The following is a 14,288-nucleotide window of genomic DNA, read 5'->3' on the forward strand; positions in this document are numbered from 1 at the left end:
GTCCACCGCTTCCGGGCCGCCCGCCGCAAACCGCCGTCGCCGGGGGAGATCGCCGCCGTGCTGAGGATCCTGACCTTCGTACTCCCGCTCGCCCTCTGGGTGTGGGCGTTCATCGACTGCCTGACCACGCCCGAGGACGAGGTGAAGCACCTGCCCAAGGTGGTCTGGGTGATCATCGTGCTGCTCTTCCCGCTGGTCGGCTCGATCGCCTGGCTGGTGGCCGGCAAGCGGCGCGGCGCGGCGGTGACCGGCGGCCCCGGCGGCTCCCCGGAGTACGAGCGCCCGCGCGGCGGCCGGCCGCTCGCGCCGGACGACGACCCCGAGTTCCTCGCCTCGTTGAAGAAGGACGACAAGAAGCACGAGGACATGCTCAAGCAGTGGGAGGCCGATCTGCGCCGCCGCGAGGAGGAGCTGCGCGGCAAGGACGAGCCGGAGGACGGCCGGAAGAGCTGACCCGGCTACCCCGGACAGCCCAGCCGGACCGGTTCCGGGTGGGCTGCGGTGTTTTTGGCGCATCCCTACGAGTGGCGGACGCGCCGACCCGCTGCGCCGCGCCCGCCGCGACCGCCCGGCGGCCGTCGGCGGCCCCCTGCGGAGCGCCCCGCCCGGCCCCTTGGCGCACGCCCCTGACCTGCACGTTCCCTCATGTTCAGATCATCTTCCGGAAGCCGTGACGACGGCTTCGGGTAATCGAACGGACACCTACCGTACGCAGTCCCACCGACCGGTTTCTGTGCAGCCCTGACATCTAAACGGACCCGACCTTGTACGGAATCGACGCCGAAACCAGCGTGCGGCCCCTCGTACAGTCATAAGTGAAGAAAGTGATTCGCAGCCGGGGGCACAGCAGACGTTGGCTGTCGGACAGTTCCCTCACCCTTGGAGTGGTTCGAGATGACGGTTGTGCATGAGGCGCCGGTCGGCGACGAGATCCCCGAGATCGCGGCCGACGCCCACGGGCGGGTCGCCGAGCTGCACGAACTGCGCGACCAGGTCCGCCGCGGCCCGAGCGAGAAGGCCACCGAGGCCCAGCACGCCAAGGGCAAGCTGACCGCACGCGAGCGCATCGAGCTGCTGCTCGACGAGGGCTCGTTCCGCGAGGTGGAGCCGCTGCGCCGGCACCGCGCCCAGGGCTTCGGCCTGGAGGCCAAGAAGCCGCACACCGACGGCGTGGTCGTCGGCTGGGGCACCGTGCACGGGCGGACCGTCTTCACCTACGCCCACGACTTCCGGATCTTCGGCGGCGCCCTGGGCGAGGCCCACGCGCAGAAGATCCACAAGATCATGGACATGGCCATCGCGGCCGGTGCCCCGCTGGTCTCGCTGAACGACGGCGCCGGCGCCCGCATCCAGGAGGGCGTCACCGCCCTGGCCGGCTACGGCGGCATCTTCCAGCGCAACACCCGGGCCTCCGGGGTCATCCCGCAGATCTCGGTGATGCTCGGCCCGTGCGCCGGCGGCGCCGCGTACTCCCCGGCCCTGACCGACTTCATCTTCATGGTCCGCGAGACCTCGCAGATGTTCATCACCGGCCCGGACGTGGTCCAGGCGGTGACCGGCGAGAAGATCACCCAGAACGGTCTCGGCGGCGCCGACGTCCACTCCGCGGTCTCCGGCGTCTCGCACTTCGCGTACGACGACGAGCAGTCCTGCATCGAGGAGGTCCGCTACCTCCTCTCGCTGCTGCCGCAGAACAACCGCGAGATGCCGCCGACGGTCGTCAGCGACGACCCGGTGGACCGCCGCAACGACGTGCTGCTCGACCTGGTGCCGGCCGACGGCAACCGCCCGTACGACATGCGCAAGGTGATCGAGGAGATCGTCGACCACGGCGAGTACCTGGAGGTCCACGAGCGCTGGGCCACCAACGTGCTCTGCGTGCTCGCCCGGATCGACGGCCACGTCACCGGCATCATCGCCAACCAGCCCCAGTCGCTGGCCGGCGTGCTGGACATCAACGCGAGCGAGAAGGCCGCGCGCTTCGTCCAGATGTGCGACGCCTTCAACATCCCGCTGGTCACCATGCTCGACGTGCCCGGCTTCCTGCCCGGCGTCGACCAGGAGCACGACGGCATCATCCGGCACGGCGCCAAGCTCCTCTACGCCTACTGCAACGCCACCGTGCCGCGCATCCAGCTCATCCTGCGCAAGGCCTACGGCGGCGCGTACATCGTGATGGACTCCCGCTCGATCGGCGCGGACCTCTCGTTCGCCTGGCCGACCAACGAGATCGCCGTCATGGGCGCCGAGGGCGCCGCCAACGTGATCTTCCGCCGGGACATCAACGGCGCCGAGGACCCCGAGGCGATGCGGGCGCAGAAGATCAAGGAATACAAGAACGAACTGATGCACCCGTACTACGCGGCCGAGCGCGGCCTCGTGGACGACGTCATCGACCCGGCCGAGACCCGCCAGGTCCTGGCCTCCTCGCTGGCCATGCTGCGGACGAAGCACGCGGACCTGCCGTCCCGTAAGCACGGCAACCCGCCGATGTAGCACCGCGGTTACCACGCCACCGACCACACACCACACTTGCGCCGGGGGAGAAACCGAATCATGACCGCTTCCGCCGAACCTCTCGTCCGTATCGTCCGCGGCTCCCTCGACGACGAGGAACTCGCCGCCCTGACCGCCGTCCTGCTGGCCCGCGCCGCGGCCGCCCAGCAGGCCGCGGCCGCCGCCGCCCCGATCGAGCCGATCGCCAGCTGGCAGCGCCTGGAGCGCCGCCCGGCGTACTACTCGCCGGTCAGCTGGCAGCAGGCCGCCTGACGGCCCGACACGCCCGCCCGACGGCCGGCCACCCTCCCCGGGTGGCCGGCCGTCGGCGTACCGGGGCCCCGCTCACCGGGCGTCCCGGCCCGGACGGACCCGTCCCGGCCCCGGACGGTCCCGGTCGGGCCCGGGGCGGCTCGGTAGAATACCTACTGGACGGTATGTGATCTCCGCGCCGTCTCGGCCCTAGGATCAGCCGCTGCCGGAGCGTGCGAACTACCCAGGGAGGCTGCGATGGCCAGGCAGGCCCGGGCACTGGCGACCCGCCAGGCGGTGCTCCTCGCCGCGGCCGAAGTCTTCGACGAACGCGGCTACGCCGCGGCCACCATGGCGGACATCCTGGAGCGGGCCGGCGTCACCAAGGGGGCGCTGTACTTCCACTTCCACTCCAAGGAGGAGCTGGCGCTGGCCGTGATCGAGGGCCAGGCCGACTGGCTCGCCACCTGGCGGCCGACCTCCGACAGCCCGGTGCAGACCCTGATCGACCTGGGGTACGCCTTCGCCCACGCCCTGCTGGACGATCCGCTGGTGCGCGGCAGCATCCGGCTGACGATCGAGCACGGCAGCTTCACCCAGCCGCAGATCGAGGCCTACCAGGGCTGGTCGGACGCGGCACGCGCGCTGCTGGAGCAGGCCCGGGAGGCCGGCGACCTGCACCCGGGCCTGGACGTCGCGGCGGCGGCCGGGGTGATCACCGGGGCGGTGACCGGGATCCAGCTGAGCTCCCAGGTGCTGGCCGGCCGCCGGGACCTCCTCCAGCGGATGACCGACCTCTGGACGCTGCTGCTGCCGGGCCTGGTCCAGCCGCACGCGCTCGCCCGGCTCAGCGTGGCCGAGCGGGGCGCGGGCGGCGGCTGATCCGGCGGGGGCCGGTCCGGCGGCGGCCGCCGATCGCGGGGTGCGGCGCTACGGCGCGCAGGTCCGGTAGGCGGCGCAGCGGTCCCCCGGGACCAGCGCGGGCAGCGCCGCTCCCCACAGGCTCCGCACCGCCTCCGGGCGGAGCCGGTCGGCGTCCTCGGGGGCGAGCAGCACCAGCCCCGCCGCCAGGGTGGTGAGCAGTTCGGCGGCCGGGCGCGGGTCCAGCCCCGGGCGCAGCTCGCCGGCCGCCGCCGCGCGCTCCAGCAGCCGCCGGACCACGGCGGTCAGGCTGTGCCAGGCGTCCGAGCCGCCCCGGGCGCCCTGGCCGAGCTGGACTCCGGCCCGGACCACGACGTCCTCGCGGAGCAGCCGGGCCAGTTCGTGCGTGAAGTCGATCAGGCCCTGGAGGGCCGGTCCGCCACCGCGCAGGGCGCGGAGCGCGGCCGAGCCGATCTCGCGCCCGGCCGCGGCCCGGACGCCGTCGGCGAGTGCCTGCTTGGAGACGAAGTGGAAGTAGAGCGCGCCCTTGCTGACGCCCGCCCGGCGGCTGATGTCGATCAGGCTGGCGGACTCGAACCCCGCGTCCGCGAAGGTGACCGCCGCGGCGAGCAGGACGGCCTGCCTGGTCCGACCCGCGCGTTCCTGCTTGACCACTCGGCCCCTCCGGCCTCGGCGCCGGCGAGATCGCGGCTCGCCCGGCTGCTCTCAGGGCGTCGTCGTCGATGGTGCGACGCCTCGCATGCGGACGGGCCATCCCAAACCGCATGGTTGGTATCTAATCTAGCCCCTCGCTCGACGCCGCCGTCCAGGGGGGATCGGCGCCCGTCCGGGGCGCGGACTACTCCCCTCGGCACGTTCCCGCAGTCCAGCCCGCGGGTACCGTGATCACGCGGAGTGCTCGGCAGCGACGACCCCGCCAGTAGTGCGCAAACCGGGTGGTCTGTATGTTTTACCGAGGCCGTCTGCGCGGCCGGTCGGCCGAGACCCGGGAGTGGGGCCAGTCATGCCATTGATCGTAGATCCGGACGCCGGCATCCCCTATGCCCACCCCGGTCCCGGCTACGACTTCCACGAGCGGACCGTCTCCCGGCACCTGGTCCACCGCTCCTGCGTCTCCGACGTCCTCATCACGGGCTGGCAGTCGGCCGGCCCCTACGACTTCCTGCTGGGCGCCCAATGGCCGCGGCTGCACGGCTTCTACCGGCTGCCGGACGACCGGCACCACGACCCGCTGCTGATGGCCGAGACCGTCCGCCAGGCCGGTCTGCTGATCGGCCACGTCGGCTTCGGCGTGCCGCGCGGCCACCACTTCACGCTGGACGAACTCTGCTTCACGCTCGGCCCGGCCGGGCTGGACGGGCTCGCCGTGGGCGCCGGACCGGCCTCGCTGATGCTCAAGGTCGGCTGCCAGGACGTCCGGATGCGGCACGGCCGACCGGCCTCGCTGCGGGTGCACGTCGAGGTCGAGCGGGACGGCCGTCCGGTCGGCCACGGCTCCGGAGAGCTACGAGTGCACTCCCCCGCCGCCTACGCCCGGCTGCGCGGTCCGGGGCCCCGGCCGGTGCCTTCCCGACTGTCCGGCGCGCCCTCGATGCGGGCCGCGGCGCTGTCCGCGCCGACCGCGCCCGAACTCGTCGGCCGCGAGCGGTCCGCCGACGTGGTGCTCGGCGCGTCCCCCGCGCCGGACAGCTGGCTGCTGCGGGTGGACCCCGGCCACCCGGTGCTGTTCGACCCGGCGGCTGACCACGTCCCCGGGATGCTGGTGCTGGAGGCCGCCCGGCAGGCCGCCCAGCGGCTGCGGCACCCCGAGCCGGTGGTGCCGGTCGAGCTGCTGTCCTCGTTCGACCGCCTCATCGAGCTGGACCGGCCCTGCCTGGTGCGGGCCGTCCGGGAGAGCGGCGCGGACGGCCGGCGGGTACCGGTCCGGGTCCAGCTGGTCCAGGACGGCCGGACGGCGGCCGAGTGCCGGCTGCTGACCGAGCCGGCCCGGCAGGAGGCCCGGGACACCCGCCCCGCCGGCTCCGGACGCGCGAGGGGCCTGCCGCTCGCCAGCTGACCCCGGACCGGTGTCCGGGGCCGGCGGGCGGCCGGCAGGCCCCTCGTCCGCACCCTCAGGCGGCCACCAGCGCCGCGGGGCGGCCGGCGTGCATCACGCTGAGGTTGGCGGCCAGCCTGGTCGGGTCCTGGGCCAGCCAGAGCCGCAGCGCGGCGCCCAGCATGGCGCTGGCCGAGCCGATCCGCACCTGCGTCACCTGGGCGATCCGGGCCGCCCCCGGCACCAGCAGATCGGCCAGCGGCGTCGGCAGCCAGACGGTCAGCGCGCACGGCGCGGGGGCCGTCAGGGCGCCCAGCAGCCGGTAGGCGTCCGCCTGCGAGCTGAGCGTCGGAATGATGTCCAGCAGGCCGTCGGCCACGACCTCGGACACGTCGCTGCGGTGCCCCTGGGCGAGTCTGCGGAGCAGCGTGCGCTCGGCGGCGGTGATTCGGACGGTCAGCATGACCTCGTCGCACTCCATTGCGCGATTTCCTCCTCGGTTCCTCCCCGTGCCGGACCGGGTGGCCGGCACGAACTACCCCTGTCGCACCACGGCCCGGCTTCCTTGGTCGGAGCGCCGGGCCGGTGGGTGGTGCAGCCCCGGTCAGAGCCCCGCGTACGAGTGCTTGCCGGTGACGAAGATGTTCACGCCGTAGTAGTTGAACAGGTAGCAGGCGAAGGCCAGCACCGCGAGGTACGCGGCCTTGCGGCCCCGCCAGCCCGCCGTGGCGCGGGCGTGCAGGTAGCAGGCGTAGGCGACCCAGGTGATGAACGACCAGGTCTCCTTCGGGTCCCACTCCCAGTACTTGCCCCAGGCGGCCTCGGCCCAGATCGCGCCCGCGATGATGGTGAAGGTCCAGAGCGGGAAGACCAGGGCGTTGATCCGGTAGGACAGCTTGTCGAGCGTGGAGGCGGCGGGCAGCCGGCGCCAGATCGACGGCGAGGTGCCGAGCGGGCCCTTGGCCAGGCCGGCCGCCATCCGCTTGTCGAAGGAGTCCTTGCCGAGGTACAGCAGGGTCGCGATGAACGCCGCGTACAGGGCGCCGCCGCAGATGATCGCGGTGGAGACGTGGATCGCCAGCCAGTACGAGTGGAGCGCCGGGACGAGCTGCTCGGACTCGGTGTACAGCACCGAGACGGCGATGCCGAGGGTCAGCAGCACCGCCAGGGTGACCGGCAGGCCGAGCCAGCGGACCGGCTTCTTCGTGAGCAGCAGACCGAGGAAGGCCACCGTCATGGCGAGCGCGAAGGCGCAGGAGAACTCGTACATGTTGCCCCACGGCCAGCGTGAGACCGAGAGGCCGCGGGTGACCACGCCGCCCGCGTGCAGCATGGCGCCGAGCACCGTGAGCGAGATCGCGATCCGGCCCGACAGGTCGGCCTTCTCGCTGGTGCCGGCCGCGCCCGGGCCGTCGACCTCGCCGTCGCCGCGCCCGCTGGTGACCACCGTCGCGCCCTCGCCCGCCAGCGCGGTGCGGGTGAGCGTGGTGGTGCCGCCGCCGGCCGAGGCGACCGTGACGGTCACCTTCTTGCCGCTCCCGGCCGCGGGCGCGGCCTCGGCGACGGTCTCGGCCAGGCCCGCCTGCGCGGACGAACGGACGGCGACGGCTCCCTTGGAGCCGAACGTCCACTCGAACATGTAGGCGAACATGGCGATCAGGTAGACGGCCATGGCCGAGTAGATCAGCTTGTTGGACAGGTCGGCCAGCTGTGGGTCGACCGCCGAGGCGAGATGCACCGTCTACTCCTTGGAGTTCTGGTCGGCAGGGACTGCGGGGTCTGCGGGTGCCGAGGGCTCGGGGGCCGCTGCGGCCCCGTCGGGCCCGGCGGGCTCGGCGGGTTGATCGGGCTCGGCGGCCTCGACGGCCCCGGCGGGTTCATCCGGCCGGTGGGGACCGGTCGCGCCGGAGTCCGGCTCGTCGGCCGCCGGAGCGTCGTCCTGGAGGTCGACCGCCAGCTCGGCCAGCTCCTCGGCGGTCTTCGCCGACTCGCTGCGGCCCAGCCCGGCCAGCTCGACCAGGGTGCCGCCGCCGGGCAGCGCCACCGCGCGCACCCAGATCCGCCGGCGCTGCACGAAGAGCGAGCCGATCAGGCCGAGGATCGCCAGCACGCCGCCGGTCAGGGCGATCGCGTTGCCCGGGCGGTGCGAGACGTTGAAGCTGGCCCACTGCTTGTAGCCCTCGAAGGTGACGCTGCCGTAGCCGTCCGGCAGGTCCCACGCCTGGCCCGGCTTCAGCCGGACCTTGGCGATCTTGCCGTCCTGCTGCAGCTGCGTCAGGTTCTTGGTGTTGAGCTGGTAGACGTTCTGCGGCAGGCCGGAGTCGGTGCCGAGGTCGCCCGCGAAGGCGTTCAGCACCAGCGCCGGGTCGGCGTCGCCGGGGAAGAGCGAGCGCGGACCGGTGTTGGCGTCGAAGGCCACCGGGGCGGTCGGCAGGAAGAAGCCGGAGAAGCCCATCTGGGTCCGCCTGCCGTCCTTCTCGCCGTAGTCGGAGACCTTGATGACGCCGGTGGAGGTCAGGTTGGGGTCCTGCGGCAGGAACGGCGTCGCACCGGTGTAGACCACCGTTCCGGCGGCGTTGCGCACGGTGACCACCGGGGCGTAGCCGTGGCCGATCAGGTAGACCTTGCTGCCGCCGATCTCCAGCGGGTGGTTGACCTCGATCGAGCCCTGCTTCAGCTTCGACGCGTCGCTGCCGGAGTAGTACTCGACGTTCGCGGTGAACTCCCGGGCGGCGCCGATCTGGTCGCCCTTGGTCTGGAAGCGCGAGGTGAAGTCGTTGAGCTTCAGGTAGAACGGGTCGAGGTCCTGGGAGCTGTAGAACCGCGAGCCGGTGAAGTCGTCGAGCTGGGTGATCGTGTTGGAGTAGCCCTCGCCGGCGACCATCAGCTTGCCGCCGGTGCCGCTGGCCAGGCTCGCCCAGGCGAAGCCGCCGAGCAGCGCGAACAGCGACAGGTGGAAGACCAGGTTGCCGACCTCGCGCAGGTAGCCCTTCTCGGCGGCCACCGCGCCGCCGGCCAGGTTCGCCCGGAACCGGCGGCGCCGCAGCAGCCGGTGCGCGGCGGCGTTCACCTCCCGGGCGTCCGCCTCGGTGCGCCAGGCCGCGTAGACCGGCATCCGGGTCAGGTTGCGCGGCGCGGCCGGCGGCTGGGCGCGCAGCACGCCGACGAACTGCCAGGTGCGCGGGACGATGCAGCCGGCCAGCGAGACGAACAGCAGGATGTAGATCGCCGAGAACCAGACCGAGCTGTAGACGTCGAACAGCTGGAGCTTCTGGTAGATCGGCGCGACCGTGGTGTGCCGGGCCTTCCAGGTCTCGACCTTGAACTCGTTCTGGCCGCTCTGCGGGATCAGCGAGCCCGGGATGGCGGCCAGCGAGAGCAGGAAGAGCAGGATCAGCGCGACCCGCATCGAGGTCAGCTGGCGCCACATCCAGCGCAGCCAGCCGAACGCCCCTATCCCACCGGGGCCGTCCGACTCGACCGGGGCGCTGGTCAGCCGCTCGGCCGCGTCCTCGACCGCCTGGGGGGGCAGCTCGGTATCGGTCGTGGTCTTGCTCACGGTCAGATTCCGATCTGGAAGTCGGCGGTCCAGGACTGCAGTTCGTTCACCATCGAGTCCCAGACCCCGGTGACGAGCAGCAGACCGACCGCGACGAGCATGCCGCCGCCGATCCGCATGACGAGCGGGTAGTGCCGCTTGACCCAGCCGAAGGCGCCCAGGGCCCGGCGGAAGGCCACCGCGGCCACGACGAACGGTACGCCCAGGCCCAGGCAGTAGGCCGTCATCAGCAGCGCGGCGCGGCCGGCGTCGGCCTCGTTGAGCGCCAGGTTCTGGACGGCGGCCAGGGTCGGGCCGAGGCAGGGCGTCCAGCCGACGCCGAAGACCACGCCCAGCATCGGCGCGCCGAGCAGGCCGACCGCCGGGCGCCGGTGCGAGCGCACCTCGCGCATGCTCAGCCCGGGCACCAGGCCCATGAAGGCGAGGCCCATCACGATGGTCAGCGCGCCGAACACGATCGAGATGACCCGCCGGTGCTCCTGGAGGGTCGAGCCGAAGAAGCCGAACAGCGCGCCGGTGGAGACGAAGACGGCGGTGAAGCCGAGGATGAACAGCAGCACCCCGAGCAGCATCCGGCCGCGCCGGGCCCCGCGCGCGTCGGCGAGGTCGGCGGCCGAGAAGCCGGTGACGTAGGAGAGGTAACCGGGCACCAGCGGCAGCACGCACGGCGAGAAGAACGACGCCAGACCGGCCACCAGCGCGATCGGCGCGGCCACCAGCAGCGCCCCGCTCTGGATGGTCCCGGTGGTGTCGGCGAGCTGGGCCGCGGCACTCACTGCTGCTGCTCCGCGAGGACCGGCTGGAGCATCGACTCCAGGCCGTCGTCCAGCTGGCCGCCGACGGCCCGCACGGCGAGCCTGCCCTCCCGGTCGACCACGATGGTGGTCGGCACGGACTGCGGGTTGAGGCTGCCCTTGGGGAACTTCAGCAGCTGCGTCCCGGCCGGGTCGTAGAGGCTCGGGTAGGTGACGCCCCGCTCCTGCTCGAAGCGGACGGCGTTGGTGATCTCCGGGTCCCGGGTGTTGATGCCGAGGAACTGGACGCCCTGGTCCTTGTACTTGTCCCAGATCCGCTGGAGGTCGTCCGCCTCGGCCCGGCAGGGCCCGCACCAGGAGCCCCAGACGTTGAGGACGACGACCTTGCCCCGGTAGTCCGAGAGCTTGACCGGGGTGCCCTCCAGGGTGGTGCCGGAGAGGTCCGGCGCGTCCTGGCGGTGCCCCACCGCGGCCTTGGAGATGTTGCTGCCCTTGGCCGAGACGAAGCCGATCTGGCCGTCACCGCTGGCCGACGAACCTGAGGAGCTGCAGCCGCTGAGGGCGAGCGCGGCAGCGGCGGCGGTGGCGGCGGCCGCTGCGGCGACACGGGGACGGGGGCGCGTCATGCCAGACATGTGAAAAGTTTCGCATGGAGTTCCGGGCAGGTTCGGGGGGGTCCGACATTCCGTGTCGAACCCCCTCTGACCTGCGGCTGGGCCAGACCACCCGGCGGCGGTCAGGCGCCGAAGCTCTTACCCACCGGCTTGCTCTTCCCGCCCTTGCCGACCAGGTGCGCGGGCAGCAGGTCGCGGGCCGGCTCGCGGTAGCCGACGGACACGATCCGGTCGCCCTCGTAGGTGAAGCTGGTCAGCGAGGCCAGCGAGCACTGGCGGTTGCGCGGGTCGTGCCAGAGCCGGCGGCGCTCCACGAAGGAACGCACGATCCAGATCGGCAGCTGGTGGCTGACGCAGACCGCCTCGTGGCCGCGCGCGGCGTCCCGGGCGGCGGCCAGCGCGCCCATCATCCGCACCGCCTGCTCCAGGTACGGCTCGCCCCAGGACGGCTTGAACGGGTTGGTCAGGTACTTCCAGTAGCCCGGGTTCTTCAGCGAGCCGTCGCCGACCCCGAAGGTCTTGCCCTGGAAGATGTTGTCGGCCTCGATCAGCCGCTCGTCGACCGCGAGGTCCAGGCCGTGCGACTTGGCGATCGGCTCGGCGGTCTCCTGCGCCCGCTCCAGCGGGGACGCCACCACGTGGGTGATGTCCCGGCCGGCCAGGTCCTCGGCGACCCGGTCGGCCATCTGCCGGCCCAGCTCGGACAGCCGGTAGCCGGGCAGGCGGCCGTACAGGACGCCCTCCGGGTTGTGCACCTCGCCGTGTCGCATCAGGTGGACGACGGTGGTGTCGTTGGTGCTCACTTCTCAGTACTCCTGGTGGTCGGCCGCGGCTACGCGGGCTGGGCCTCGGCGGCCGCGCGGGCGGCGGCCGGCAGTGCGGCGGCGATCCGCTCGATCGCCCGCTCGTCGTGGGACGCCGAGACGAACCAGGACTCGAAGGCGGACGGCGGCAGGTAGACGCCCTCGGCGAGCATCGCGTGGAAGAAGGCGTTGAAGCGGAACGCCTCCTGGGTCCTCGCCTCGTCGTAGTTGGTCACCGCGGCCTCGGTGAAGAACACCGAGAACATGTTCCCGGCGGTCTGCAGCCGGTGCGCCACACCCTCCTTGGCCAGCGCGCCGGAGACCATCGCCGACAGCTCGGTGGCCACCCGGTCCACCGTGGCGTACACCTCGTCGGTGCAGCCGCGCAGCTGGGCCAGGCCCGCCGCGGTGGCGATCGGGTTCCCGGAGAGGGTACCGGCCTGGTAGACCGGGCCGGCCGGGGCCAGGTGGCCCATGACGTCCGCGCGGCCGCCGAAGGCCGCCGCCGGGAAGCCGCCGCCCATCACCTTGCCGAAGGTGAGGAGGTCCGGCGCCCAGCCCTCGTGCGCCGCCTCCAGGCCGTACCAGCCCGCCTTGGAGACGCGGAAGCCCGTCATCACCTCGTCCGAGATGAACAGCGCGCCGTTCTCCCGGCAGAGCCGGGCCAGACCGCCGTTGAAGCCGGGCAGCGGCGGGACGACGCCCATGTTGCCGGGCGAGGCCTCGGTGATCACGCAGGCGATCTCGCCCGGGTGCGCCCGGAAGGCCTGCTCGACCGCGGCCAGGTCGTTGTACGGCAGCACGATGGTGTCGCCGGCCTGGGCGCCGGTGACGCCCGGGGTGTCCGGCAGGCCGAAGGTCGCGACACCGGACCCGGCGGCGGCCAGCAGCGCGTCCACGTGACCGTGGTAGCAGCCGGCGAACTTCACGATCTTGGCCCGGCCGGTGAAGCCACGGGCCAGCCGGATCGCGGACATGGTCGCCTCGGTGCCCGAGGAGACCAGCCGGACCTGCTCGACCGGGGCGATCCGGGCGACGATCTCCTCCGCCAGCTCGACCTCGCCCTGGCCGGGCGTGCCGAAGGAGGTGCCGTGCGCGACGGCCCGCTGCACGGCGTCGATCACCGCGGGGTGCGCGTGGCCGAGGATCATCGGGCCCCACGAGCACACCAGGTCGACGTACTCGCGGCCGTCCGCGTCGGTGAGGTAGGGGCCGCTGCCGGACACCATGAAGCGCGGCGTACCGCCGACCGCGCGGAAGGCGCGCACCGGGGAGTTCACGCCGCCGGGCGTGACGACCGAGGCGCGGTCGAAGAGCGACTGGGACTGGGGGGCTTCGTAGGGGTAGCTCACGGGAGACATGGTCTCAAATCGTGTCCTTCACCTCTGCATGTCGGACCTCATCATCTGGAACGATGATCCGGGTGACGAAGTCTGTACGGTTATCCGTACAACGGGGGTCCTGGCGACCCCGGCTGCACGGACCAGTCAGACTGTGTACTCCGGGTGTGCGCAAGCTCCGGTGTTTCAGGGGTGTGAAGAGGACTGCCGCGTGCCATGACTGGGTACGGCGGCGCATGACGGGTAAGGAGCACGACCGGTGGGACGCCGGACGTGCGGGGGTCTGTCGATTCCGGCGAATTCCGGTGAGGATGGTCCGAGTGTCCGAGGCGCAGGACGGCTACGACGAGGCCGCGGGTGGCCCCCGCCGCCCCGCCGAGGCCGCACGCGGGGGTACGGGAGCGGGTACGGGGCGTGGCGGTCGCGGTGGCGAGAGGCGGGGTGAGGGACGCGTGGGGGTGACGTACAAGTACTTCGGCGCACCCGACCGCGCCACCGCCGCCAGAGTCCCCACCGCGCTCGGCCCCGGAGGGCTCGGCCTGGACGCGGGCGAGCTCGGCTCGCTGGGGCGGCTCGGCGACCTGATGGAGACCAGCGGCTCGCCCAACGGGCACCTCTCCACCAAGATCAAGCCGGAGACCATGAGCGCCATGGTCCTCACCGGCATCCAGGGCGTGCCGCTGCACCAGGTGCCGCCGCTGGAGCTGGTCGTGCTGCACCCCGACTACGCGGTGGTGCAGCTCCCGCAGAACGTCGTCGAACCGCTGCGCAAGGCCGACGAGACCGAACTCGGCGCCGCCGCGTTCATCTGGTCCACCGTGCCCGACCGCCGCGGCCCCCGGGACGCCTTCGTGATCTACAGCATGCTGCACGAGTGGCAGGACTTCGCCAACCGCCTCCACGACGCCGGCCACCAGCTGTACTGCCTGGTCTGGCCGTAACCTCCCGCCGCCCGCACGCGCGTCCGCCCCGGGGCGGGTGCTCCGGGGCGGACGGTGGCACCCGGCTGCGGATGCCGCAGCCGTTGGAGAAGCCCTGCAGGACGACACGGACATGCCTGGTCGGCGACCGAACTCATCACCCAGGGCGAACGCCTGGCTGGTCTAGCGCTGGTTACCAGCGCTAGACGCCTGTCATGGCGGCCGTTGCGATGTGCTGATTGTCTGCTCCGCGGCGCCGCCCACGGGGGATACCGAAGATGAAGGCGCCCCCGAGCGCTCCGCACAGCCCGAGCACCACCTGACGCTGCCACTGGCGTCACGCGGCCCAGGAAGACGAGGCGGAGCGGGTGCGGGAGCGCTCGACCGCGCCTCGGCCTCGGCGGCCCGCTCTGGCACACCAACGCCGACCGAACAGCGGATCCAGCGTGAAAGGCGCTCTGGCCCTAACGATGGCTGACGGGGCTAGGACTGACGCCGATCCCCGACAGCCATCGATGGCCGGCTGCCGCATCAGCCTTGGCTACCGGCCAGGCGAAGCACTGGCACGCTCACCTTCCTGCCCGGCTTCCGGGCTGACTGCCCCCCGGCGGAGGTCGTCGCGGGGACTGGGC

The 14,288-nt window shown here is 72.5% G+C and carries 14 protein-coding genes; 6 read left to right on the plus strand and 8 right to left on the minus strand.

What is annotated here, in order from left to right:
• Positions 1-57 precede the first annotated feature (57 nt).
• From OG618_RS16750 to OG618_RS16765, 4 genes are all read left to right on the plus strand, one after another.
• A complete protein-coding gene (locus OG618_RS16750; RefSeq protein WP_329488244.1) occupies positions 58-453 on the plus strand; it encodes a PLD nuclease N-terminal domain-containing protein in 396 nt (131 codons plus the stop codon).
• A gap of 441 nt (positions 454-894) precedes the next feature.
• A complete protein-coding gene (locus OG618_RS16755; protein WP_329488246.1) occupies positions 895-2,496 on the plus strand; it encodes an acyl-CoA carboxylase subunit beta in 1,602 nt (533 codons plus the stop codon).
• A 60-nt stretch (positions 2,497-2,556) separates the two neighbouring features.
• On the plus strand, positions 2,557-2,769 hold the full coding sequence (locus OG618_RS16760; RefSeq protein WP_329488248.1) for an acyl-CoA carboxylase epsilon subunit: 213 nt from the start codon (positions 2,557-2,559) through the stop codon (positions 2,767-2,769).
• 237 nt (positions 2,770-3,006) lie between these two features.
• Positions 3,007-3,630, plus strand: coding sequence for a ScbR family autoregulator-binding transcription factor (locus OG618_RS16765; RefSeq protein WP_329488249.1), 624 nt, complete (start codon positions 3,007-3,009; stop codon positions 3,628-3,630).
• A gap of 48 nt (positions 3,631-3,678) precedes the next feature.
• On the opposite strand, the gene OG618_RS16770 is transcribed toward OG618_RS16765, so the two are convergent.
• A complete protein-coding gene (locus OG618_RS16770; protein ID WP_329488250.1) occupies positions 3,679-4,284 on the minus strand; it encodes a ScbR family autoregulator-binding transcription factor in 606 nt (201 codons plus the stop codon).
• A gap of 349 nt (positions 4,285-4,633) precedes the next feature.
• Between OG618_RS16770 and OG618_RS16775 the strand changes: the two genes are divergently transcribed.
• Positions 4,634-5,686: a ScbA/BarX family gamma-butyrolactone biosynthesis protein gene (locus tag OG618_RS16775; RefSeq protein ID WP_329488252.1), complete on the plus strand. Its 1,053-nt coding sequence runs from the start codon at positions 4,634-4,636 to the stop codon at positions 5,684-5,686.
• Positions 5,687-5,741: 55 nt separating this feature from the next.
• On the opposite strand, the gene OG618_RS16780 is transcribed toward OG618_RS16775, so the two are convergent.
• The 7 genes from OG618_RS16780 to hemL all read right to left on the minus strand — a co-directional run bounded on the left by OG618_RS16780 (position 5,742) and on the right by hemL (position 12,757).
• Positions 5,742-6,146 carry a hypothetical protein gene (locus OG618_RS16780; RefSeq protein WP_329488253.1) on the minus strand — a complete coding sequence of 135 codons (405 nt, stop codon included), beginning with the start codon at positions 6,144-6,146 and terminating at the stop codon, positions 5,742-5,744.
• A 123-nt stretch (positions 6,147-6,269) separates the two neighbouring features.
• The gene (gene ccsB, locus OG618_RS16785; RefSeq protein ID WP_329488254.1) at positions 6,270-7,403 is read right to left on the minus strand and encodes a c-type cytochrome biogenesis protein CcsB; all 1,134 of its coding nucleotides are present in this window, start codon (positions 7,401-7,403) and stop codon (positions 6,270-6,272) included.
• A 3-nt stretch (positions 7,404-7,406) separates the two neighbouring features.
• Complete coding sequence (gene resB / locus OG618_RS16790; protein WP_329488255.1) at positions 7,407-9,224, minus strand: cytochrome c biogenesis protein ResB; 1,818 nt, start codon at positions 9,222-9,224, stop codon at positions 7,407-7,409.
• A gap of 2 nt (positions 9,225-9,226) precedes the next feature.
• Positions 9,227-10,000: a cytochrome c biogenesis CcdA family protein gene (locus OG618_RS16795; RefSeq protein ID WP_329488256.1), complete on the minus strand. Its 774-nt coding sequence runs from the start codon at positions 9,998-10,000 to the stop codon at positions 9,227-9,229.
• Positions 9,997-10,605: a TlpA disulfide reductase family protein gene (locus OG618_RS16800; protein WP_329488257.1), complete on the minus strand. Its 609-nt coding sequence runs from the start codon at positions 10,603-10,605 to the stop codon at positions 9,997-9,999. The genes OG618_RS16795 and OG618_RS16800 overlap by 4 nt, the downstream gene beginning before the upstream one ends.
• A 110-nt stretch (positions 10,606-10,715) precedes the next feature.
• On the minus strand, positions 10,716-11,363 hold the full coding sequence (locus tag OG618_RS16805; RefSeq protein WP_329492147.1) for a histidine phosphatase family protein: 648 nt from the start codon (positions 11,361-11,363) through the stop codon (positions 10,716-10,718).
• 62 nt (positions 11,364-11,425) lie between these two features.
• Positions 11,426-12,757 (minus strand): glutamate-1-semialdehyde 2,1-aminomutase, encoded by a 1,332-nt coding sequence (gene hemL, locus OG618_RS16810; RefSeq protein ID WP_329488258.1) that lies wholly within the window; start codon positions 12,755-12,757, stop codon positions 11,426-11,428.
• A gap of 290 nt (positions 12,758-13,047) precedes the next feature.
• Between hemL and OG618_RS16815 the strand changes: the two genes are divergently transcribed.
• On the plus strand, positions 13,048-13,677 hold the full coding sequence (locus OG618_RS16815) for a hypothetical protein (RefSeq protein WP_380383597.1): 630 nt from the start codon (positions 13,048-13,050) through the stop codon (positions 13,675-13,677).
• The last annotated feature ends 611 nt before the right edge of the window (positions 13,678-14,288 follow it).

The organism is Kitasatospora sp. NBC_01246 (genome assembly GCF_036226505.1).
Taxonomy (GTDB): domain Bacteria; phylum Actinomycetota; class Actinomycetes; order Streptomycetales; family Streptomycetaceae; genus Kitasatospora.